Consider the following 22,420-nt stretch of genomic DNA (forward strand, 5'->3'; position numbering starts at 1 on the left):
TCAACATGTCCCATTCCCTGTTCAGCCTGGGCTTCGGCGTCGGCACCCAGAACCGTCAAGGTGCCTGGCTGGAAGTGTTCTACGCGCAGCCCCTGCTCAAGCCGTCGGCCGAGATCATCGCCGCCATCGCCCCGATCCTGGGTTACACCGAAGGCAACCAGGCCATCACCTTTACCGTGGCCCAGGCCTCCCAACTGGCTGAAGCCCTTAAAGGTGTGGATGCCACGCAAGCCGCGCTGCTGACCCGCCTGGCCGAAAGCCATAAGCCGTTGGTGGCCACGCTTTTGGCCGACGACGCCGCGCTGACCTCTACCCCCGAGGCCTACCTCAAGCTGCACCTGCTGTCCCACCGCCTGGTCAAGCCGCACGGCCTGAGCCTGGCCGGTGTGTTCCCGCAGTTGCCGAACGTGGCCTGGACCAGCCAGGGCGCCATCGACATCGGCGAGTTGGCCGAGCGTCAGCTGGAAGCGCGCCTGCGCGGCGAGCTGCTGGAAGTGTTCTCGGTGGACAAGTTCCCGAAAATGACCGACTACGTGGTGCCGGCCGGCGTGCGTATCGCTGATGCCGCGCGCCTGCGCCTGGGCGCCTACGTGGGCGAAGGCACCACCGTGATGCACGAAGGTTTCGTCAACTTCAACGCGGGCACCGAAGGCCCGGGCATGATCGAAGGCCGCGTGTCGGCGGGCGTGTTCGTGGGCAAGGGCTCGGACCTGGGCGGCGGTTGCTCCACCATGGGCACCCTGTCGGGCGGCGGCAACATCGTGATCAAAGTGGGCGAAGGCTGCCTGATCGGCGCGAACGCCGGTATCGGTATCCCGCTGGGCGACCGCAACACCGTGGAGTCGGGCCTGTACGTGACCGCCGGCACCAAAGTGGCATTGCTCGACGAGCAGAACCAGTTGGTCAAAGTGGTCAAGGCCCGTGAGCTGGCCGGCCAGCCGGACCTGCTGTTCCGCCGTAACTCCGAAACCGGTGCCGTGGAGTGCAAAACCCACAAATCGGCGATCGAACTGAACGCAGCGCTGCACGCTCACAACTAAGCAGCGACTCGATGCCACTAGCGGGCCCCCAACCTTGGGGGCCTGTTTATACGAGCCTTGATCACCATGCTTGTGCCCTCCCCCTGGCGCGCCGACTTCCCGGCCATCGCCACCCTGCAACGGCAAGACCAGACCTACCTGGACAACGCCGCCACAACCCAAAAGCCCCAGGCGCTGCTGGATGCCATCAGCCATTACTACGCCAGTGGCGCTGCCAACGTGCACCGCGCCCAGCATTTGCCCGGCGCCCACGCCACTCAGGCGTTTGAAGACAGCCGCAGCAAAGTCGCGCAGTGGCTCAACGCCGGTGACCACGGGCACATCATCTTCACCCACGGCGCGACCAGCGCGCTGAACCTTCTGGCCTATGGGCTGGAGCACTTATTCAACCCGGGCGATGAGATCGTTATCAGCGCCCTGGAACACCACGCCAACCTGTTGCCGTGGCAACAACTGGCCAAACGCCGCGCGCTGACCCTGGTGGTCTTGCCGCTGGACGAGGACGGTGTGATCGACCTGCACACCGCCGCCCAATTGATCGGCCCGCGCACCCGCTTGCTTGCGGTGAGCCAGCTGTCCAACGTGCTGGGCGCCTGGCAGCCACTGCCGCAACTGTTGGCGCTGGCCCAGGCGCACAACGCCCTGACCGTGGTCGATGGCGCGCAGGGGATCGTCCATGGCCGCCATGACGTGCAGGCCCTGGGCTGCGATTTTTATGTATTTTCCAGCCACAAACTCTACGGGCCCGACGGCGTCGGCGTGCTGTATGGCCGCACAAGAGCCCTGCACCACCTGCGTCACTGGCAGTTCGGGGGCGAAATGGTGCAACAGGCTGACTACCACAGCGCAAGCTTTCGCCCCGCGCCGCTGGGTTTTGAAGCGGGCACCCCGCCGATTGCCAGCGTGATCGGCCTGGGCGCGACCCTGGACTACCTCAGCTCCCTGGACCAACCGGCCGTAATCGCCCACGAAGCGGCCCTGCATGACTACCTGCTGCGCGGGCTACAGGCGCGCAACGGCGTGCGGGTGCTGGGCACGCCGCAGGTGGCACTGGCCAGCTTTGTGGTGGACGGCGTGCACAACGCCGACCTCGCCCACTTGCTGACCGAACAAGGCATTGCCGTGCGGGCCGGGCATCATTGCGCAATGCCGTTGCTCAAGCACCTGGAACTGTCAGGGGCGATCCGGGTGTCCTTGGCGCTGTACAACGATTCCGATGATCTGGAGCGGTTTTTTGAAGCGCTGGATCAGGCACTGGACCTGTTGCGATGACATTACCCAAGGATGCAGTGGTCGCGCTGGACACCTTCAAGGCCGTCGGCAGTTGGGAGCAACGCGCGCGCTTGCTGATGCAATGGGGCGAACGCCTGCCCGCCCTGCCAGGCGCCGATAAAATCGACGCCAACCGGGTACAGGGCTGCGAAAGCCTGGTGTGGTTGACCGGGCGCCTTGAAGACGGGCATTGGCAATTTGCCGCCAGCAGCGAGGCACGCTTGATTCGCGGGCTGGTGGCGTTGCTGCTGGCGCGCGTCAACGGGCTGTCGGCGCATGAGTTGCAAGCGGTCGACCTGCCCGACTGGTTCAGCCAGTTGGGCCTGTCGCGTCAGCTGTCGCCGTCGCGCAGCAACGGCTTGAATGCGGTGCTGCAACGCATGCGGGAACTGAGCCTGCCTACGACGTCTTGAGCCGGTCGGCCGGGCGGCGGACGCCGGCCACCAGTTTGTCCACGGCCTTGGTTGCGGCCACCATGCCAAAGGTCGCCGTCACCATCATCACCGCGCCAAACCCACCGGCGCAGTCCAGCTTCACGCCATCGCCCACAAAACTCTTCTGCAAACAAATGCTGCCGTCGGGCTTGGGGTAGCGCAGTTGCTCGGTGGAAAACACACACGGCACGCTGTAATGCCGGGTCACGGTGCGGGAAAACCCGTAGTCACGGCGCAAGGTCGAACGCACTTTCGAGGCCAGCGGGTCATTGAACGTGCGGTTCAAGTCGCACACTTGAATCAGCGTCGGGTCGATCTGCCCGCCCGCCCCGCCGGTGGTGATGATCTGGATCTTGCGCCGCTTGCACCAGGCAATCAGCGCGGCCTTGGCGTTGACGGCGTCGATGCAGTCGATCACGCAGTCAATGTGGGGCGTGATGTACTCGGCCATGGTGTCACGGGTCACGAAGTCGCTGACCGCATGCACCGTGCAATCGGGGTTGATCCCGCGCAGGCGCTCGGCCATCACCTCGACCTTGGGCTTGCCCACGGTGCTGTCCAGCGCGTGCAACTGGCGGTTGGCGTTGCTCACGCACACATCGTCCAGGTCGAACAGCGAGATTTCGCCCACGCCGCAACGGGCCATCGCTTCCGCCGCCCAGGAGCCGACACCGCCCACGCCAACGATGGCCACATGGGCCGCTTTCAGGCGCGCCAGCCCTTCAATGCCGTACAAGCGGGCGACGCCGGCAAACCGTGGATCTTCTGTACTCATGACCATCACCTCAAAAACCGGCGCGCATTATGGGCGATGCAGCGACAAGTTTTAAGCTACAAGTTAAGAACTAAGCGTCGTTTTCGCTGCCGAATGTGAGGTTTTTCCTACCTTGCTGTACGGTCAGGGAATGGCCGGTGTAGGATGCGCGCCGTTCGGCGCAGGCCGACGCCTCTTTTCGTTCCGCACCCTTTGGAACCCGAAATAGCCATGTCATCGCGTAAATTTGGACTCAACCTGGTGGTGGTGCTGGCGATTGCCGCGCTGTTCACCGGTTTCTGGGCGCTGATCAACCGCCCGGTCACCGCTCCCAACTGGCCTGAACAGATCTCCGGCTTTTCCTACTCGCCCTTCCAACTGGGGCAGTACCCACAAAAAGACCAGTACCCCACCGACGATCAGATGCGCCGTGATCTCGAGATCATGAGCAAGCTGACCGACAACATCCGTACCTACTCGGTCGACGGCACGCTGGGGGACATTCCCAAGCTGGCCGAAGAGTTCGGCCTCCGGGTGACGCTGGGTATCTGGATCAGCCCGGACCTTGAGCGCAACGAGCGCGAAATCCAGCGCGCCATCGAGCTGGCCAACAGCTCGCGCAGTGTGGTGCGCGTGGTGGTGGGCAACGAAGCGCTGTTTCGCGAAGAGATCACCCCCGAGGCCCTGATCGTGCTGCTCGACCGCGTGCGCGCCGCCGTCAAGGTGCCGGTGACCACGTCCGAGCAATGGCACATCTGGGAGCACAACCCGCAACTGGCCAAGCACGTCGACCTGATCGCCGCGCACATCCTGCCGTACTGGGAACATATTCCGGTGGACCAGGCGGGCCAATTCGTACTCGACCGCGCCAGGGATCTGAAGAAGACCTTCCCGAAAAAGCCGCTGCTGCTGTCAGAAGTCGGCTGGCCGAGCAACGGCCGCATGCGTGGCGGTGCGGACGCGTCCCCGGCGGACCAGGCGATTTACCTGCGCACGCTGGTCAACAAGCTCAACCGCCAGGGCTACAACTATTTTGTGATCGAAGCCTTCGACCAACCCTGGAAGGCCAGTGACGAAGGCTCGGTGGGCGCTTACTGGGGCGTGTTCAACGCCGCGCGCCAACAGAAATTCAACTTTGAAGGCCCGGTGGTCGCGATCCCGCAATGGCGCGTGCTGGCGATTGGCTCGGTGGTGCTGGCCCTGCTCTCGCTGACCCTGCTGATGATCGACGGCTCGGCCCTGCGCCAGCGTGGCCGTACCTTCCTGACGTTTATCGCCTTCCTGTGCGGGTCGGTGCTGGTGTGGATCGCCTACGACTACAGCCAGCAATACAGCACGTGGTTCAGCCTCACAGTCGGCTTCTTGTTGGCGCTGGGTGCACTCGGCGTGTTTATCGTGCTGCTGACCGAGGCCCACGAACTGGCCGAAGCGGTCTGGACTCACAAGCGTCGGCGCGAATTCCTGCCGGTTGAGGGGCATTCGGACTACCGCCCGAAGGTGTCGATCCACGTGCCCTGCTACAACGAGCCGCCGGAGATGGTCAAACAGACCCTCGACGCCCTGGCCGCCCTCGATTACCCGGACTACGAAGTCCTGATCATCGACAACAACACCAAGGACCCCGCTGTGTGGGAACCGGTGCGCGACTACTGTGCGACGTTGGGCGAGCGCTTCAAATTTTTCCACGTCTCGCCCCTGGCCGGATTCAAGGGTGGTGCGCTGAACTACCTGATCCCGCACACCGCCAAGGATGCCGAAGTGATCGCGGTGATCGACTCCGACTACTGCGTGTCGCCCAACTGGCTCAAGCACATGGTGCCGCACTTCGCCGACCCGAAAATCGCCGTGGTGCAGTCGCCGCAGGACTACCGCGACCAGAACGAAAGCGCGTTCAAGAAGCTCTGCTACGCCGAATACAAGGGTTTCTTCCACATCGGCATGGTCACCCGCAACGACCGTGACGCGATCATCCAGCACGGCACCATGACCATGACCCGTCGCTCGGTGCTTGAAGAACTGGGCTGGGCCGACTGGTGCATCTGTGAAGACGCAGAACTGGGCCTACGGGTGTTCGAGAAAGGTCTGTCAGCGGCCTATTACCACGACAGCTACGGCAAGGGCCTGATGCCCGACACGTTCATCGACTTCAAGAAGCAGCGTTTCCGCTGGGCCTATGGCGCCATCCAGATCATCAAGCGTCACACCGCAAGCCTCTTGCGCGGCAAAGACACCGAACTGACCCGGGGCCAGCGTTACCACTTCCTCGCGGGCTGGTTGCCGTGGGTGGCCGACGGCATGAACATCTTCTTTACCGTGGGCGCACTGTTGTGGTCCTCGGCGATGATCATCGTGCCGACCCGCGTCGACCCGCCGCTGCTGATCTTCGCGATCCCGCCTTTGGCGCTGTTCTTCTTCAAGGTGGGCAAGATCATCTTCCTGTACCGCCGTGCGGTGGGGGTGAACCTCAAGGACGCGTTCTGCGCGGCGCTGGCCGGCTTGGCGTTGTCGCACACCATCGCCAAGGCGGTGCTGTACGGTTTCTTCACCACCAGCATTCCGTTCTTTCGTACCCCCAAAAACGCCGATAACCACGGCTTCTGGGTAGCGATCTCGGAAGCCCGCGAAGAAATGTTCATCATGTTGCTGCTGTGGGGCGCCGCGCTGGGGATCTACCTGGTGCAGGGCCTGCCGAGCAACGACATGCGCTTCTGGGTGGCGATGCTGCTGGTGCAATCGCTGCCGTATGTGGCGGCGTTGATCATGGCGTTCCTGTCGTCCCTGCCAAAACCTGCGCCGGAACCTGACGCTTAAAACCTGCGCGATGTACTAAACGGCGGCCTCTGGTCGCCGTTTTGCTATAAGATAACGGCCGTTTGCAAAGGCCGGTCCAGCCTCATCCCCCAGGGGATGTTTATCGCTGCACATCTTGTATTGCACATTCGCTTTGCGCCCACGACACGCTTCCCGGAGTTTTCCCATGACGGCCCATGCCGACCTTTCGCCGACCCTCCAACTCGCCATCGACCTGATCCGTCGCCCGTCGGTCACCCCCCTCGACGCCGATTGCCAGAAGCAGATGATGCAACGCCTGGGTGATGCCGGCTTTGCGCTCGAGCCGATGCGTATCGAAGACGTGGATAACTTCTGGGCCACCCATGGCAAGCATGAAGGCCCAGTCCTGTGCTTTGCCGGCCACACCGACGTGGTGCCGACCGGCCCGGTGCAGGCTTGGCAAAACGACCCGTTCGATGCGTTGATCGATGAGCACGGCATGCTGTGCGGGCGTGGCGCGGCCGACATGAAAGGCAGCCTGGCAGCCATGGTGGTGGCGGCCGAACGGTTTGTCACCGACTACCCGGACCACAAGGGTTCGGTGGCGTTTCTGATCACCAGCGACGAAGAAGGCCCGGCGCACCACGGCACCAAGGCGGTGATCGAGCGCTTGGCGGCGCGCAAGGAGCGGTTGGACTGGTGCATCGTCGGCGAGCCGTCGAGCACCAGCCTGGTAGGTGATGTGGTCAAGAACGGCCGTCGTGGCTCCCTCGGCGCCACCCTCACCGTGCGTGGCGTACAGGGCCACGTGGCGTACCCGCACCTGGCCAAGAACCCGATTCACCTGGCCGCCCCGGCGCTGGCCGAACTGGCCGCCGAGCATTGGGACGACGGCAACGCCTTTTTCCCACCCACCAGCTTCCAGATTTCCAACGTGAATTCCGGCACCGGCGCGACCAACGTGATCCCGGGTGACCTGACGGCGGTGTTCAACTTCCGTTTTTCCACCGAATCCACCGTGGAAGGCCTGCAGCAGCGGGTCAACCAGATTCTCGACAAGCACGGCCTGGACTGGCACGTAGAGTGGGCGCTGTCGGGCCTGCCGTTCCTCACCGAGCCGGGCGCGTTGCTGGACGCGGTGTCGGCCAGCATCAAGCACATCACCGGGCGTGACACCCAGGCATCCACCAGCGGCGGCACCTCCGACGGGCGTTTCATCGCCACCCTGGGCACCCAGGTGGTCGAGCTGGGCCCGGTCAATGCGACAATCCACCAGGTCAACGAGCGTATCCTGGCCAGCGACCTCGACGTGCTCACCGAAATCTACTACCAGACCCTGATCAAGTTGCTCGCCTGATGCTCGCCTGCCCTCTTTGCAGTGCGCCGCTCAGCGCGGTGGACAACGGCGTGGCCTGCCCGGCCGGGCATCGGTTCGACCGGGCACGCCAGGGTTACCTGAACCTGTTGCCGGTGCAGCACAAAAACAGTCGCGACCCGGGCGACAACCAGGCGATGGTCGAGGCCCGCCGCGACTTTCTCAACGCAGGCCACTATGCGCCCGTGGCCACGCGCCTGGCGCAACTGGCGGCCGAACGCGCACCGCAGCGCTGGGTCGACATCGGCTGCGGCGAGGGTTACTACACCGCGCAAATCGCCGAGGCCCTGCCCCACGCAGACGGTTACGCGCTGGACATCTCCAAAGAGGCGGTCAAGCGCGCCTGCAAGCGCAACCCGGCATTGACCTGGTTGATCGCCAGCATGGCCCGCGTGCCGTTGGCCGATGCCAGTTGCCAGTTCCTGGCCAGCGTGTTCAGCCCGTTGGACTGGAACGAAGCCAAGCGCCTGCTCAGCCCGGGCGGTGGATTGATGAAAGTCGGCCCCACCCGCGGCCACCTGATGGAGCTGCGCGAGCTTTTGTACGACGAAGTGCGCGAATACACCGACGATAAACACCTGGCGCTGGTGCCCGACGGCATGAGCCTGGACCACAGTGAAGTGCTCACATTCGAGCTCAGCCTGGCCGCCCCCCAGGACCGCGCCAACCTGCTGGCGATGACGCCCCACGGCTGGCGCGCCAGTGCCGAACGCCGCGCGGCGGTGATCGAGCAGGCCGAGCCGCTGCGGGTCACGGTGTCGATGCGCTACGATTATTTCGTGCTTCAATAACCCTTTTTCGGGCCTCTGGGCCCCACCGGAATCGCCATGCGCCAACCTGATATCGAGATTTACCTCAAGGACGCCGACGTCGACCACAAGGCCATCGCCGCCTGGCTGACCCAAGCGCTGGGCCCGTGCAGCGACTGGCAGCAAAAAGGCCAGACCTGGAAGTGCAAGGCCGGCAACGTGCCCGTCACCTGGTTGCCCAAAGCCGTCGGCAAATGGAACAGCCTGTACCTGGAAAGCGACCAGACTCCGTGGCAAGACGACATCGCCTGCGCCCGTGCAGCCTTTGCCGCGCTGAACGTCGAAGTGCGCTGCGCGCCGGGAAGCTGGGTAGAAGAAGAGGGTGAAGAAAGCGCGGACACCTGGATTCGTATCAGCGCCGACGGCAAAGAGCAGATCACCTGGAAAACGGCCTGAGGGCGGCGGCAAGCTTCAAGCCATAAGCGCCACGCGCTCATCCACGTGGCCCTTGAAACTTGCCGCTGTCAGCTTACAGCCCCACCACATCCTCGGCCTGCAAGCCCTTCTCGCCGGTCACCACGGCGTACTCCACCTGCTGGCCCTCGGCCAGGGAACGGTGCCCTTCACCCCGAATGGCGCGGTAGTGCACAAACACGTCCTTGCCGTCTTCGCGCTGGATAAAGCCGTAGCCTTTTGCGTCGTTGAACCACTTCACACTGCCGGTTTCACGCGTTGCCATCTGTTTGCTCCCACTTGGTTTTTATTATTGAGTCAGTCGCATTGAACTGCCGAGTATATGGCAGGCTCAAAATCGTTCAACTCAAGTTTACTTCGCCGCTTTTTGCCGATTTTCGGTGAATACGGCACACTAGCGGCCCGAGCACCTGCTCGGTTTTTTCCCACTTGAAGCAGCACGCCTATGACCCGCTCCCCGTTTCGCCGTCTGGTGTTTGGCACCTTGCGTCGACTGTTGTACCTCTGGGTTCGCTCGGAGACGATCAACCAGTCGTCCCTTACCCTCAACCTGGACCGCAGCCGCCCGGTGTTCTACGTGCTGCAATCGCCCTCCCTCACCGAACTGGCCGTGATCGATGCCGAGTGCACCAAGGCGGGCCTGCCGCGCCCGGTGCTGCCTGTATCGGTCGGGCCGCTGATGGAGCCGGCGGCGTTTTTCTACCTCACCCCCGAGCCCGACTGGCTCGGTCGCCAGGACAAGCGCGGCGCGCCGCCCACCTTGACCCGCCTGGTGGACACCTTGAGCGAGCACGCCGAAGAGAATGCACAAATCATTCCCGTCAGTGTGTTCTGGGGGCAGTCGCCCGAGAGCGAGTCCAGCCCCTGGAAGCTGCTGTTTGCCGACAGCTGGGCCGTGACCGGCCGCCTGCGCCGCTTGTTGAGCATCCTGATCCTGGGGCGCAAGACCCGGGTGCAATTCTCCGCGCCCATCAACCTGCGTGAATTGATCGAGCACAATAAAGGGCACGAACGCACCGTGCGCATGGCCCAGCGCATCCTGCGTGTGCACTTTCGTAACCTGAAGACCGCCGTGATCGGCCCCGACCTGTCCCACCGGCGCAACCTGGTCAAGGGCCTGGTCAACATGCCGCTGGTGCGCCAGGCCATCGCCGAAGAAGCCGAGCGCGAAAAAATCGCCCCGCAAAAAGCCAAGGCCCTGGCCCTGCGCTACGGCAACGAGATCGCCTCGGACTACACCTACACCGCCATCCGGTTTCTGGAAGTGGTGCTGAGCTGGTTCTGGAACAAGATTTACGACGGGATCAAGGTCAACAACATCGAAGGTGTGCAAAAGGTCGCCCAGGGCTACGAAGTGATCTACGTGCCCTGCCACCGCAGCCATATCGACTACCTGCTGCTGTCCTACCTGCTGTTTAAAAACGGCCTGACCCCGCCGCACATTGCCGCCGGGATCAACCTGAACATGCCCGTGATCGGCAGCCTGCTGCGCCGCGGCGGCGCGTTTTTCATGCGCCGTACCTTCAAGGGCAACCCGCTGTACACCGCCGTGTTCAACGAATACCTGCACACCTTGTTTACCAAGGGGTTCCCGGTGGAGTACTTCGTGGAGGGCGGCCGCTCGCGCACCGGGCGCATGCTGCAACCCAAGACCGGCATGCTGGCGATTACCCTGCGCAGCTTTTTGCGCTCCTCGCGCATGCCCATCGTGTTCGTGCCGGTGTACATCGGCTACGAGCGCGTACTGGAGGGCCGCACGTACCTGGGCGAACTGCGCGGGGCGAGCAAGAAGAAAGAGTCGATTTTCGACATTTTCAAAGTGGTCGGCGCGCTCAAGCAGCGCTTTGGCCAGGTCGCGGTCAACTTCGGTGAGCCCATCAAGCTGGCTGAATTTTTGGACCACGAACAACCCGACTGGCGCACCCAAGCACTGGGCCCGAACTACAAACCGGCCTGGCTCAACGAAACCACGCACCGCCTGAGCGAGCGCGTCGCCCGGCATCTGAACGAAGCGGCGGCCATCAACCCGGTCAACCTGGTGGCGCTGGCGCTGCTGTCCACCACCCGCCTGGCGCTGGACGAACAGGCCATGGCGCGTGTGCTGGACCTTTACCTGGCGCTGTTGCGCAAGGTGCCCTACTCGCCGCACACCACCCTGCCCGAAGGCAATGGGCTGGCGCTGATCCAGCATGTGAAAGACATGAACCTGCTGTCGGAACAGAGCGACGCCCTGGGCAAGATTTTGTACCTGGACGAGCAACATGCCGTCCTCATGACGTACTACCGCAACAACGTGCTGCACATCTTCGCCCTGCCGGCCCTGCTCGCAAGCTTCTTCCAGAGCAGCTCGCGGATGAGCCGCGAACAGATCCTGCGCTACACCCGCGCCCTGTACCCGTACCTGCAATCGGAGTTGTTTATCCGCTGGAACCTGGACGAACTGGACGCGGTGGTCGACCAATGGCTGCAGGCCCTCGTCGAACAAGGCCTGCTGCGCTTCGAAAACGACGTGTACCTGCGCCCGGCCCCAAGCTCACGCCACTTTGTGCTGCTGACGCTGCTGTCCAAAAGTATCGCCCAGACCCTGCAACGGTTTTACATGGCCATTTCGCTGTTGCTCAATAGCGGCCAGAACAGCATCGGCGCCGAGGAACTGGAAGACCTGTGCACCGTCATGGCCCAGCGCCTGTCGATCCTGCATGGCTTGAATGCCCCGGAGTTCTTCGACAAGAGCCTTTTCCGACATTTCATCGAGACGCTTCTGGAGCAGGATGTGCTGCGCCGCGACGACGCGGGCAAGCTGAGCTACCACGACTTGCTCGGTGAGCTGGCCGAAGGCGCGGCCAAACGCGTGTTGCCAGCGGACATTCGCCTGTCGATCCGCCAGGTGGCACTGCATCGCGCTGAAGACGTCGCGGCCCCGCCCGCCGACCCGCAATAAACCCGCTAGATTTACACAGGCGCCGGCCGTCTACGGCGCCGATGACAAGGAGCTGCACCATGAAAAAACTCATCCTGCTGGGCCTGACCGCCCTGCTCGGCGCCTGCCAGAGCCTGCACCCGGCGCCCACGGCACGCCTTGACGGCGAAGTGTTCTACTTGCAACGCATCGCCCTGCCGCCCACCGCCATCCTGAGCGTGAGCCTGTTGGACGTGTCCCTGGCCGACGCGCCGTCCGTGACCCTGGCCGAGCAAAAAGGCCCGGTCAAAGGCCAGGTGCCGCTGCCCTTCCACTTGAACTACGACCCGGCCCAGATCAAAGCGGGCCACAGTTACTCGGTCAGCGCTCGCATCGAACTGGACGGCAAGCTACTGTTCATCACCACCGAACGGCACAACGTGCAGTTGAACGGCCAGGACTCACAACCGCTGCGCGTACGCGTCGACGCCGTTGCCCATTGACCCATCGAACCCAAGGAAGCGCTCATGCTCCGTAACCCTCTTCGTTTCACCGCCCTGTGCGCCGGCCTGCTGCTCGCGGCAAACGCCATGGCCCTGTCCCTGGGCGATCTGTCCCAGGGTGACGCCACCGGCGGCCTCAAGGACGCACTGAGCCAAGGCGCGCAAATTGCCGTCAAGCAACTGGGCGTACCCGGCGGCTTCAGCAACAACCCCGAGGTGAAAATCGGCCTGCCCGGCAAACTCGGCAAAGCCGCCGACAAGCTGAAAATGTTCGGCATGGGCAACCAGGTCGACGAACTTGAAACCAGCATGAACAAAGCCGCCGAACTGGCCGTGGTCAAGGCGCAGCCGATCCTGGTGGACGCGGTGAAAAACATGAGCGTGAGCGACGCCAAGGGCATCCTCACAGGCGGCCAGGACTCGGCCACCCAGTACCTGAACAAAAGCAGCCGCGACAAAATCCGCGCGCAGTTCCTGCCTATCGTCAAGCAAGCCACCGACAAGGTCGGCGTGGCCCAGCAATACAACGCCCTGGCAGGCAAGGCGGCAAGCTTTGGCGCCATCGACGCCAAAAGCGCCAACGTCGAAAACTACGTGACCGAACAGGCGCTGGACGGCTTGTTCAAGATGATTGCCCAGCAAGAAGAAACCATCCGCAAGAACCCGGCCGCTGCGGCGACGAGTTTGGCGAAAAAGGTGTTTGGGGCGTTGTAAGGCCTCGCGAGCATTTCGCCCCCAGACAAACGCCCCGATTATTCGGGGCGTTTTGCCAAGGCCCTACAAGGCATCCTTACGCACCCTGAACCACGCCGCGTACAACGCCGGCAAAAACAGCAACGTCAGCGCCGTGGCCACGATCAGCCCGCCCATGATCGCCACGGCCATCGGCCCGAAGAACACGCTGCGTGACAGGGGGATCATCGCCAGTACGGCCGCAAGGGCGGTCAGCACGATGGGGCGAAAACGTCGCACGGTGGCTTCGATGATCGCTTGCCAGGGGGCCAGCCCGGCCTTGATGTCTTGCTCGATCTGGTCCACCAGGATCACCGAGTTGCGCATGATCATGCCCGACAGCGCGATAGTGCCGAGCATGGCGACAAAACCGAAGGGCTGGCGGAACACCAGCAGGAACAGGGTCACGCCGATCAAGCCCAAAGGCGCTGTGAGAAACACCATGGCGGTGCGTGAGAAACTGCGCAGTTGCAGCATCAGCAACGTCAGCACCACCACGATGAACAGCGGCACACCGGCCTTGACCGAGTTCTGCCCGCGGGCGGAGTCTTCGACGGTGCCGCCCACTTCAAGCAGGTAGCCATCCGGCAATTGGGCGCGCACATCGGCGAGGGTCGGCAGGATCTGCGCCACCAGGGTGGCCGGTTGTTCCTGGCCGTAGATGTCAGCGCGCACGGTCACGGTAGGCAGGCGGTTACGGTGCCAGATCACCCCTTCCTCAAAGCCGTATTCCAGGGTCGCGATCTGCGACAGCGCGACGCTTTTGCCATTGTCGGTCGGCACCGCCAGGCTGGGCAGCAACGACAGCTCGGTGCGCTCCTGGGCCGTGCCGCGCAGGAGGATTTCGATCAACTCGTTGTCTTCGCGGTACTGGCTGACGGTGGAGCCGGTCAGCGAGCTCTGCAGGAACTTCGACAGGTTGGCGGTGCTCACGCCCAGCGCGCGGGCGCGGTCCTGGTCGATGTTGAGCGAGACAATCTTGCTGGGCTCTTCCCAATCCAGATGCACATTGACCACGTGGGTATTTTCGCGAACCTTGGCCGCCACTTTCCGCGCCAGGGCGCGGACTTCGTCGATGTGCTCGCCTGTCACCCGAAACTGCACCGGATAGCCGACGGGCGGGCCGTTTTCCAGGCGGGTGACCCGCGCGCGCACGTCGGGGAATTGCTCGTCGAGCGTCCCGATCAACCAGGTGCGCAGGCTTTCGCGCTCTTCAATGGTTGTAGCCAGCACCACGACTTGAGCAAAGCTGGCCGCCGGTAACTGTTGGTCCAGGGGCAGGTAAAAACGCGGCGAGCCGGTGCCGACATAGGCCACGTAGTTCTCGATACCGACATGCGCCTTGAGCAGCCCCTCCAGGCGTTTGACCTGATCGGCGGTGTTACTCAAGGACGCGCCTTCGGCCAGTTTGAGGTCAACCATCAGCTCCAGCCGCCCGGAGGCCGGGAAGAACTGTTGCGGGACGAAGCGGAACAGCCCCACCGAGCCGATAAACGCCAGCAGGGTCAGCACGATGACCGTCTTGCGCCGACGCACACACCACTCCACCAAACGCCTTACCCGCCCGTAGAAGGGCGTGCCGTAGGGATCCGGCCCGTCGGTGCCATGTTTGGCCGCATGAATTTTCGCCAGGTCCGGCAGGAGTTTTTCCCCCAGATAAGGCACAAACACCACCGCCGCAACCCAGGACGCCAGCAGCGCGATGGTCACCACCTGGAAGATCGAGCGGGTGTATTCGCCGGTACTCGACTGCGCCGTGGCAATCGGCAAGAAACCGGCGGCGGTAATCAGGGTGCCGGTGAGCATCGGAAACGCGGTGCTGGTCCAGGCGTAACTGGCGGCCTTGAGGCGGTCGTAACCCTGCTCCATTTTGATCGCCATCATTTCCACGGCAATGATCGCATCGTCCACCAACAGGCCCAGGGCCAGCACCAAGGCGCCCAGGGAGATTTTATGCAAGCCGATCCCCAGGTAGTACATGGTGGCAAAGGTCATGGCCAGCACCAGCGGGATCGCCAGGGCCACCACCATGCCGGTGCGCACGCCCAGGGAAAAAAAGCTCACCAGCAACACAATCGCCAGGGCTTCGGCCAACACCTGCACGAACTCTCCCACACTGGTTTTCACCGCTGCCGGCTGGTCGGACACCTTGCGCAACTCCATGCCTGCGGGAAGGTTGCGCTGCAAGCGGGCGAATTCGCTTTGCAGTGCCTTGCCCAACACCAGGATGTCGCCACCGTCGCGCATGGCGACGGCCAGGCCAATGGCGTCTTCACCCATGTAGCGCATGCGCGGCGCGGGCGGGTCGTTGAACCCCCGGTGAATCTGGGCCACATCACCGATGCGAAACGTCCGGTCGGCCACGCGGATCGGGAAGTTGCGGATCTCGTCGACACTTTTGAAATTGCCCGACACACGCAGTTGCACCCGCTCGGTCGGGGTTTCAAAGAAGCCTGCGGTGGACACCGCGTTCTGCTCCTGCAACGCCTGCTGCACCGCCGCCAACGGTAAGCCGAGGGTGGCGAGCTTGACGTTGGACAGCTCGATCCAGATTTTCTCGTCCTGCAAGCCCAGCAACTCGACCTTGCCCACATCCGCCACCCGCTGCAACTGGATCTGGATGCGATCGGCGTAATCCTTGAGCACCGCGTAGTCGAAGCCGTCGCCGGTCAGCGCGTAGATGTTGCCAAAGGTGGTGCCGAATTCATCGTTGAAAAACGGCCCCTGGATATCCGGCGGTAAGGTCTGGCGGATGTCGCTGATCTTTTTGCGCACCTGATACCACAGGTCGGGAATGGCCTGGGAATGCATCGAGTCCCGCGCCATGAACGTGACCTGGGATTCCCCTGGGCGGGAAAACGACACGATGCGCTCATAGTCGCCGGTTTCCATCAGCTTCTTTTCAATACGCTCGGTGACCTGGCGCGAGACTTCCTGCGCGGTGGCCCCCGGCCAGTTGGTCTTGATGACCATGGCCTTGAAGGTGAACGGCGGGTCTTCACTTTGTCCCAGCTTGGTGTAGGACAACGTACCAACCACCGCCAGCAGGATCATCAGGAACAGGACGATCTGGCGATTACGCAACGCCCATTCGGAAAGATTGAAACCCATCGGGGACTACTCCTTGGCCGCCAGATTCACCACCCGGTTGGCCCGGTCCACCGGGCGCACCTGCTGGCCCTCGTGAAGCACATGCACACCGGACGCCACCACCCAGTCCGCCGGGCTAAGGCCTTCGAGCACCGGCACGCTGTTCTCGCCAAACGCGCCGACCGTTACCTGGGTGCGCGTTAGGGTGTTGTCAGGCTGCACACGCCAAACGTAGGACTGACCGCTGTCGGCACTGAGGGCAGACAGCGGCACCGACAACGCAATAACGCCCTCGGCCTGTATGAAAACACGCGCGCTTTGACCCAGTTCGGCCGCCACCTTGCCTTCGGTAAACGCCACGCGCGCGGCAAAGGTGCGCGACTTCGGATCGGCCGCCGGGGACAGCTCGCGGATGCGCCCGGTGAACCGCTGACCAGGCTGGCTCCACAGTTCAACCGACACCGGCTGGCCCACCTTGAAGCGGCCAAACCCTTGCTCCGGCAGGCTGATCAGCACTTCGCGCTCGCCGTCGGTGGCCAGGGTGAAGACGGTTTGCCCGGCCGACACCACTTGGCCCACTTCCACCGCACGCTTGGCCACCACGCCATCCTGGGGCGCACGCAGCACGGCATAACCGGCCTGGTTGTTGGCCACGTCGAACTCGGCCTTGATTTGCTTGAGGCGAGCTTCACCGGATCGGTAAAGGTTTTCGGAATTGTCGTACTGCGAACGGCTGACCATCTGACGGTCCATCAGGGTTTTGTAACGGTCCCGCTCGGCCCGCACCAGGTTCAGGTTGGCCTCTGCGGCAGCGACTTGGGCACGGGTAGCTTCCAGTTGCAGGCGCACGTCTTGCGGATCGAGTTCGGCCAGCGGCTGGTTGGCCTTGACCCGCTCGCCCTCCTCGACCAGCCGACGGATGACTTTACCGCCGATGCGAAAGGCCAGGTCTGGCTCATAACGGGCGCGCACCTCGCCGGGGTAGCTGGCCATCGCCTGCGCCGACGGTTGCGGCTTGACCACCATCGCCGGGCGAACGGGGCTGGGCGCCGCTTCTTCATGGCCACAGGCGGCCAACAGGAACAGCAAGCTGGCAGGCAACGCAAGGGGCAGGAAATAGCTGCGCATGCTGAATGACCTTTCGCTAATCGTTGTAGGAATAATTATACTGGCGGGTATGTTATTAATACCAAACTCACCAGTCCAGTATTAAAGGTATAAATGTCCGACAATCCGCTTAACACCAATAGCCCCGGGCGCCCCAAGGACATGGCAAAACGCCAGGCTATTCTCGACGCTGCAAAAATCCTGTTCTTGAGCAATGGCTACGCCAGCACCAGCATGGATGCCGTGGCCGTGGAAGCCGGCGTGTCGAAACTCACCGTGTACAGCCACTTCACCGACAAAGAGACGCTGTTCTCTGCCGCCGTTATCGCCACGTGCGAGGAACAAGTGCCGGTGATGTATTTCGAACTGCCCGAAGGCCTGCCGGTAGAGGATTTACTGCTGAACATCGCACGCGGCTTTCATGTGCTGATCAACAGCGACGAGTCGGTGAACCTGCACCGCTTGATGATGACCCTGGGCAGCCAGGACCCGAAGCTGTCACAGATCTTTTTCGAGGCCGGGCCCATGCGCATGCTCAAGGGCATGGAACGGCTGCTGGGCAAGATTGATCAGCGCGGGGCCCTGAAGATCGAAAAACCGCTGACGGCCGCCGAGCACTTTTTTTGCCTGGTCAAAGGCGCGGCGAATTTCCGTCTGCTGTATGGCTGCGGCGAACGGCTGAACGACGAAGCCGCCGAAGCACACGTCAAAGACGTGGTGGGGTTGTTCATGCGGGCGTATGAGAGAGGGTAACGGCAGCTTGTTAACTGAAAGCTGCCCGCGCACATCCGACGTTCAGCTCGCTTTGAGCGCCTTCTTCGCATAAATGTCATAGCGGCTGGACTTGCCGTCCAGTGCGTGGCTCGGCTTGGGGCCTTCGATGCAGGGGGCCTTGCGCGGGCGCTTGACCACCACCCGGTGGGTGGCCAGGGCCAATGCGGCGGCGAGCAGCGCCGGGGCGTCCGGGTCATCGCCGACCAACGGACGAAACAGGCGCATTTCCTTCTTTACCAGGGCGGTTTTCTCACGATGAGGGAACATCGGGTCCAGGTAGATCACCTGCGGCGGCTCGCCTTCCCACTGGGTCATCACCTCGATGGAGTTGCCCTTGAGCAGTTGCATCCGCGCCACGATGGGCGCCACTTCAAAGTCGTCGGCCCCGCGTGCCAGGCCGTCTTCCAGCAAGGCGCCGATCAAGGGCTGGCGTTCGATCAGGCGCATCTCGCAGCCTAGGCTGGCCAAGACAAACGCGTCCTTGCCCAAACCGGCCGTGGCATCCAATACCTGCGGGCGCACGCCTTGGGCAACGCCCACGGCCTTGGCAATCATCTGCCCGCTGCCGCCGCCGTATAAACGCCGATGGGCAGCGCCGCCTTCCACAAAGTCCACACGCACCGGCCCCGGTGCCTCCGGCCCCAGTTGCTGCAACTGCAGCCCCTGCTCGCCCACCTGCACGGCAAAGTCCGCGTCGTCCAACTGCAAGGGCAGGCCCAGCCGTTGCGCCCACTCTTGGGCACGGGCCTGAAACGCTTCGGCCAAGGCCTCGACGCGAATGCGACTGGCTGCGGGTTGTTCGCTCATCGGTGACTGCACTCAAAAAAATTAAGGATCGGCAAAAAGCGGCCGATAAAAAAAATGATCCGGCATTTTGCCAGAGCTGAGCGTCGACCGAGAAAAATGTCAGACATTCCTTCGCTGTTCACCGGCGTATTGCCGACACATAACCACTACGGGCTGCGCAATACCCAAGCGCTGGCCGGTGTGAGTCATGTGTGGCAAGACTTCTTCGCCCAGGCGCTGGCAGAGCAGCGCGGTGAACCGTCAGGCGAGATCGCCGCTCACGGCACGGCCTCCGGGGACACTTCGGTGGAGCCCAAAGCGGCCGGTGACCTGTTGAGCCAGATCGTCACGCAGCGCCAATGTGACGTGCAAGACACCCCGGTCGCCCCGCCCGAGCCGCTGTTTTTGCCCATCGCCGAATTCGAGCTGGACCTGCTGCCCCCCGCCGCGCCGCCTTTCGCACCGGACGACATCGTGGCCCAGCAAAAACAACAGAACTTCGAGAGTGGCTGGGTACGCCCGCTGGTGCTGACCGCCGGTCAACCCCACCCCATACCGGGCCCAGCCCCTGAGCCACGGCCGCTGTTTTTGCCCATCGCCGAGTTTGAACTGGACCTGTTGCCGCCCGCTCCGCCGCCCTACCCGGTCGACGAGTTGGTGCAGCAACAAAAGGACCTGGACTTCGACAGCGGCTGGGCACGCCCGCTCATTCTCAATAATCTGCGCCTGGCGGCCTGACCTAAAGCAGCCCGAGTTGCTCGGCAACCGGCGCCCGGTCCAATACAGGCAACGCCGGTAAACCCGGCAAGCGCACCGTCAACTGGTCATGAAAGCGCATCGCCAGTTGCGCGGCCAGGCGGTTGTCGGACGTGTGCAGAAACACATAGGGCGTTCGCCCCTCCTCGATCCAACCGGCGACCTTTTCAACCCAGGGCACCAAAAACGGGTCATTCGCCTCAAGCTCCGGATGCCCGATAAAGCGCACCTGTGGAAACGCCGTCAGCGCTGCCGGACGCGGAGGCACTTTGGGCTTTTTCGATTGGGCGTGCAGCACCGCCGCCGAGGTACTGGTGCAACTGAACAAGGCCCGTGAGTCCAGGCAGATGCGCTCAACGCCGCGGTCACGCAGCAGGCGGTTGAGCATGCGTTCTTCGTCGCCCTTGGCAAAAAACGCCGCGTGCCGTACCTCCACCGCCAGCGGTCGCTCCAGCGCATCGATAAACCCCGCCAGCTCACCCAGCCGCTGCGGGGTAAACGTGGCGGGCAGTTGCAGCCACAACGGGGAAATGCGCTCGCCCAACGGGCTCATCAGGCCCAGGAAGCTCTCGGCGGCGGGCAGTTGCTCCAGCAGATCGCCGCTGTGGCTGATGTCTCCAGGGAATTTGGCGGTGAAGCGAAAGTGCGCGGGCATGATCTCGGCCCAACGCTGCACCGTGGCCACGGACGGGCGGGCGTAGAAGGTGGTGTTGCCTTCCACGGCATTAAACACTTGGGCATACAGGGCGAGGTAGTCGCTGGCGCGCGCATCGGCGGGGTACAGGTACTCGCGCCAGGCGTTTTCGCTCCAGGACGGGCAACCGAGGTAGTAAGGCAGAACCATCAGATGTGGATGTCGAGGCCCAGCACTTCCATATCCCATTCGACAAAGCCGGCGGTGGTCAGGTAGCTGGCCAGGGCGGTGGCGACGGTTTTGCTCATGGAGCGCGGGAAGACCATGTCTTGCTGGCGCGCTGGCAGGCCGCCGACGCTCGCACCACCCCCGGCTTGGGCACGGGAAGCGTTACCCGCGCCCGGCTGAGGCTCGGCCTGGACTTCGATGAAGTCCGGTGAATCCTCCACAGACTCGTCTACCGTGACGTTCGCCCTGCGAGGCTTACGCTTGATGGGATAGGACTGTGAGGAAAAACCGTCTATGCGCATTGAGGCGAACTCGGTATCGATGATGGCAATTTAGCGGCACTTTCCATAGCGCGCAAATGCTCTGGTGATAACTAGAACACACAAACAGCAAAAGGTTTAAACACCGGGGTTATTTCTGACGATTGGCGTGCGATCAGCGCTGGCGTTCGGCCTTGGTCAGCGCCACTTTGTCGCGCAGGTAGACCGGCTGGGCCTGGTCCGCCGGGATCGCCTCGCCGCGCTCCCAGGCAAACCGCGCCAGGGTCAGCAGGTCTTCGGCATGGGGCAACATCGTGGCATCTTGGCCCACCAGTGCCACGCCCAGGCGCTCGCCATAGCCCCAGCCGGTGCCCGCGCCAAACCAGTCGCCCTGGGCATCAGCGGGCAACGCCGACGCCTCGGGCGGCTGCACGGCTTCGCTGCCGACCAGACGCATCTCGCCCGCCGTTTCCCGGTAGCAGCCCCAATACACCTCATCCATACGAGCATCGATGGCCGCCGCCACCTGGCGTGCGCCGTGTTCGCGGTAGGCGCGCTGCGCCAGCGCCGCCAGGTTGGACACCGGCAACACCGGCCGCTCCAGCGCAAACGCCAGGCCCTGCACCACGCCAATGGCGATGCGCACCCCGGTGAAGGCGCCCGGGCCACGGCCAAAGGCGATCGCATCCACCGCAGACAACGAGGTGCCCGCGTCCAGCAGCAACTGCTTGATCATCGGCAACAGCTTTTGCGCGTGCAGGCGCGGGATCACCTCGTAGTGGCTCGTGATCTTGCCGTCATGCAGCAAGGCAACGGAGCAAGCTTCAGTCGCGGTGTCCAGGGCCAGCAGGGTGCTCATGAGGGGTACGTCCAGAATCAAAAAAGTGCGCCAGTATAAACAACAACGGCCCGCAAGCGGGCCGTTGTGCGTCACGCCAGGGGTCAGCTCAGTGCGTGCAGCACCTTGCCGGTGATGGCTTCGACCGAACCCACACCTTCGATGTGGCTGTACACCGGCTTGCCATTGGCTGCCGACAGTTGCTGGTAGAAAGCCACCAGCGGTTTGGTCTGGGAGTGATAGACCGACAGGCGATGACGCACGGTTTCTTCCGTGTCGTCCTTGCGCTGCACCAGCTCGTCGCCGGTCACGTCGTCTTTGCCTTCAACTTTTGGTGGGTTGTAGACGATGTGATAAACGCGGCCCGACGCTTCGTGAACACGGCGACCGGCAATGCGCTGCACGATTTCCTCGTCTTCAACCGCGATTTCGACCACGTGGTCCAGCTCCACGCCAGCTTTCACCAGGGCTTCTGCCTGGGGGATGGTGCGTGGGAAGCCGTCGAACAGGAAACCGTTCTTGCAATCGTCCTGGCTGATGCGTTCCTTGACCAGATTGATGATCAAGTCATCGGAAACCAGGCCACCGCTGTCCATCACGCCCTTGGCGATCAGGCCCAGCTCGGTGCCGGCCTTGACCGCTGCACGCAGCATGTCGCCGGTGGAGATTTGTGGAATGGCGAATTTTTCGGTGATGAACTTTGCCTGAGTACCTTTACCGGCCCCGGGAGCTCCCAGCAGAATGACGCGCATCGATGTGCTCCTCAATTTTTTATAAAGTTGACGCTCGGATTCGCCGCGTGGGGCCAATCTCGGAAATGTGGGTCCAGGCCGCCCAAACGGCCAAAGGTTGATCAAGATACACAGCAGGCTCTAAGCACACAAGCCGCCAAAAGTAGGAAGAACCCACCCCGCGCCAGCGCTAGAGTCCGGGGTCGCCCAGC

The 22,420-nt window shown here is 63.0% G+C and carries 21 protein-coding genes; 12 read left to right on the plus strand and 9 right to left on the minus strand.

Annotation, left to right across the window (positions count from 1 at the left end; genetic code table 11):
* Positions 1 to 5 precede the first annotated feature (5 nt).
* The 3 genes from dapD to ACW9H9_RS04255 all read left to right on the plus strand — a co-directional run bounded on the left by dapD (position 6) and on the right by ACW9H9_RS04255 (position 2,725).
* Positions 6 to 1,040, plus strand: a complete 1,035-nt coding sequence (gene dapD / locus ACW9H9_RS04245; RefSeq protein ID WP_457341803.1) for a 2,3,4,5-tetrahydropyridine-2,6-dicarboxylate N-succinyltransferase — start codon at positions 6 to 8, stop codon at positions 1,038 to 1,040.
* A 66-nt stretch (positions 1,041 to 1,106) separates the two neighbouring features.
* Positions 1,107 to 2,312, plus strand: coding sequence for an aminotransferase class V-fold PLP-dependent enzyme (locus ACW9H9_RS04250; protein ID WP_457341802.1), 1,206 nt, complete (start codon positions 1,107 to 1,109; stop codon positions 2,310 to 2,312).
* On the plus strand, positions 2,309 to 2,725 hold the full coding sequence (locus tag ACW9H9_RS04255; protein ID WP_457341801.1) for a SufE family protein: 417 nt from the start codon (positions 2,309 to 2,311) through the stop codon (positions 2,723 to 2,725). Before ACW9H9_RS04250 ends, ACW9H9_RS04255 begins: the two co-directional genes overlap by 4 nt.
* Here ACW9H9_RS04255 and tcdA read toward each other — a convergent pair.
* Positions 2,712 to 3,527 carry a tRNA cyclic N6-threonylcarbamoyladenosine(37) synthase TcdA gene (gene tcdA, locus ACW9H9_RS04260; RefSeq protein WP_457341800.1) on the minus strand — a complete coding sequence of 272 codons (816 nt, stop codon included), beginning with the start codon at positions 3,525 to 3,527 and terminating at the stop codon, positions 2,712 to 2,714. The genes ACW9H9_RS04255 and tcdA overlap by 14 nt on opposite strands.
* A gap of 204 nt (positions 3,528 to 3,731) precedes the next feature.
* On the opposite strand from tcdA, the gene ACW9H9_RS04265 reads away from it, so the two are divergent.
* The 4 genes from ACW9H9_RS04265 (at position 3,732) to ACW9H9_RS04280 (ending at position 8,852) form a co-directional block, all read left to right on the plus strand.
* Entirely contained in the window at positions 3,732 to 6,311 is a 2,580-nt protein-coding gene (locus ACW9H9_RS04265) for a glycosyltransferase (RefSeq protein WP_457341799.1), read from the plus strand.
* A gap of 166 nt (positions 6,312 to 6,477) precedes the next feature.
* Positions 6,478 to 7,629, plus strand: coding sequence for a succinyl-diaminopimelate desuccinylase (gene dapE / locus ACW9H9_RS04270; RefSeq protein ID WP_457341798.1), 1,152 nt, complete (start codon positions 6,478 to 6,480; stop codon positions 7,627 to 7,629).
* On the plus strand, positions 7,629 to 8,438 hold the full coding sequence (locus ACW9H9_RS04275; RefSeq protein WP_457341797.1) for a putative RNA methyltransferase: 810 nt from the start codon (positions 7,629 to 7,631) through the stop codon (positions 8,436 to 8,438). Before dapE ends, ACW9H9_RS04275 begins: the two co-directional genes overlap by 1 nt.
* 36 nt (positions 8,439 to 8,474) lie before the next feature.
* Positions 8,475 to 8,852: a hypothetical protein gene (locus tag ACW9H9_RS04280; protein WP_457341796.1), complete on the plus strand. Its 378-nt coding sequence runs from the start codon at positions 8,475 to 8,477 to the stop codon at positions 8,850 to 8,852.
* A 73-nt stretch (positions 8,853 to 8,925) separates the two neighbouring features.
* Here ACW9H9_RS04280 and ACW9H9_RS04285 read toward each other — a convergent pair whose 3' ends face one another.
* Positions 8,926 to 9,135 (minus strand): cold-shock protein, encoded by a 210-nt coding sequence (locus ACW9H9_RS04285; protein ID WP_043050897.1) that lies wholly within the window; start codon positions 9,133 to 9,135, stop codon positions 8,926 to 8,928.
* Positions 9,136 to 9,315: 180 nt separating this feature from the next.
* Here ACW9H9_RS04285 and plsB point away from each other — a divergent pair, with 180 nt between their 5' ends.
* Genes plsB through ACW9H9_RS04300 form a run of 3 tightly spaced genes read left to right on the plus strand, consistent with a single transcriptional unit; the run spans position 9,316 to position 12,986 of the window.
* Complete coding sequence (gene plsB / locus ACW9H9_RS04290) at positions 9,316 to 11,811, plus strand: glycerol-3-phosphate 1-O-acyltransferase PlsB (protein WP_457341795.1); 2,496 nt, start codon at positions 9,316 to 9,318, stop codon at positions 11,809 to 11,811.
* Between the two features lie 59 nt (positions 11,812 to 11,870).
* A complete protein-coding gene (locus ACW9H9_RS04295; RefSeq protein ID WP_457341794.1) occupies positions 11,871 to 12,272 on the plus strand; it encodes a YbaY family lipoprotein in 402 nt (133 codons plus the stop codon).
* Positions 12,273 to 12,296: 24 nt separating this feature from the next.
* Positions 12,297 to 12,986 (plus strand): DUF4197 domain-containing protein, encoded by a 690-nt coding sequence (locus ACW9H9_RS04300; protein WP_457341793.1) that lies wholly within the window; start codon positions 12,297 to 12,299, stop codon positions 12,984 to 12,986.
* 63 nt (positions 12,987 to 13,049) lie between these two features.
* Here the strand turns inward: ACW9H9_RS04300 and ACW9H9_RS04305 are convergent, their stop codons facing one another.
* Together ACW9H9_RS04305 and ACW9H9_RS04310 are read right to left on the minus strand one after the other, a co-directional pair.
* Complete coding sequence (locus tag ACW9H9_RS04305) at positions 13,050 to 16,115, minus strand: efflux RND transporter permease subunit (protein WP_457341792.1); 3,066 nt, start codon at positions 16,113 to 16,115, stop codon at positions 13,050 to 13,052.
* 6 nt (positions 16,116 to 16,121) lie between these two features.
* Complete coding sequence (locus tag ACW9H9_RS04310; protein WP_457341791.1) at positions 16,122 to 17,222, minus strand: efflux RND transporter periplasmic adaptor subunit; 1,101 nt, start codon at positions 17,220 to 17,222, stop codon at positions 16,122 to 16,124.
* Between the two features lie 93 nt (positions 17,223 to 17,315).
* On the opposite strand from ACW9H9_RS04310, the gene ACW9H9_RS04315 reads away from it, so the two are divergent.
* Entirely contained in the window at positions 17,316 to 17,954 is a 639-nt protein-coding gene (locus tag ACW9H9_RS04315; RefSeq protein WP_457341790.1) for a TetR/AcrR family transcriptional regulator, read from the plus strand.
* A 42-nt stretch (positions 17,955 to 17,996) separates the two neighbouring features.
* Here the strand turns inward: ACW9H9_RS04315 and ACW9H9_RS04320 are convergent, their stop codons facing one another.
* Positions 17,997 to 18,782: a class I SAM-dependent methyltransferase gene (locus ACW9H9_RS04320; protein ID WP_457341789.1), complete on the minus strand. Its 786-nt coding sequence runs from the start codon at positions 18,780 to 18,782 to the stop codon at positions 17,997 to 17,999.
* A 96-nt stretch (positions 18,783 to 18,878) separates the two neighbouring features.
* Here ACW9H9_RS04320 and ACW9H9_RS04325 point away from each other — a divergent pair, with 96 nt between their 5' ends.
* Positions 18,879 to 19,499, plus strand: a complete 621-nt coding sequence (locus ACW9H9_RS04325; RefSeq protein WP_457341788.1) for an energy transducer TonB — start codon at positions 18,879 to 18,881, stop codon at positions 19,497 to 19,499.
* A 1-nt stretch (position 19,500) separates the two neighbouring features.
* Here ACW9H9_RS04325 and ACW9H9_RS04330 read toward each other — a convergent pair whose 3' ends face one another.
* The 4 genes from ACW9H9_RS04330 to adk all read right to left on the minus strand — a co-directional run bounded on the left by ACW9H9_RS04330 (position 19,501) and on the right by adk (position 22,229).
* Entirely contained in the window at positions 19,501 to 20,361 is an 861-nt protein-coding gene (locus ACW9H9_RS04330) for a DUF72 domain-containing protein (RefSeq protein WP_457341787.1), read from the minus strand.
* Positions 20,361 to 20,681 (minus strand): hypothetical protein, encoded by a 321-nt coding sequence (locus ACW9H9_RS04335; protein ID WP_457341786.1) that lies wholly within the window; start codon positions 20,679 to 20,681, stop codon positions 20,361 to 20,363. Before ACW9H9_RS04335 ends, ACW9H9_RS04330 begins: the two co-directional genes overlap by 1 nt.
* A gap of 133 nt (positions 20,682 to 20,814) precedes the next feature.
* On the minus strand, positions 20,815 to 21,498 hold the full coding sequence (tsaB, locus tag ACW9H9_RS04340; RefSeq protein ID WP_457341785.1) for a tRNA (adenosine(37)-N6)-threonylcarbamoyltransferase complex dimerization subunit type 1 TsaB: 684 nt from the start codon (positions 21,496 to 21,498) through the stop codon (positions 20,815 to 20,817).
* An 83-nt stretch (positions 21,499 to 21,581) separates the two neighbouring features.
* Positions 21,582 to 22,229, minus strand: a complete 648-nt coding sequence (gene adk, locus ACW9H9_RS04345) for an adenylate kinase (RefSeq protein WP_457341784.1) — start codon at positions 22,227 to 22,229, stop codon at positions 21,582 to 21,584.
* Positions 22,230 to 22,420: the final 191 nt, after the last annotated feature.

It is taken from the genome of Pseudomonas sp. SDO5215_S409, assembly GCF_054071325.1.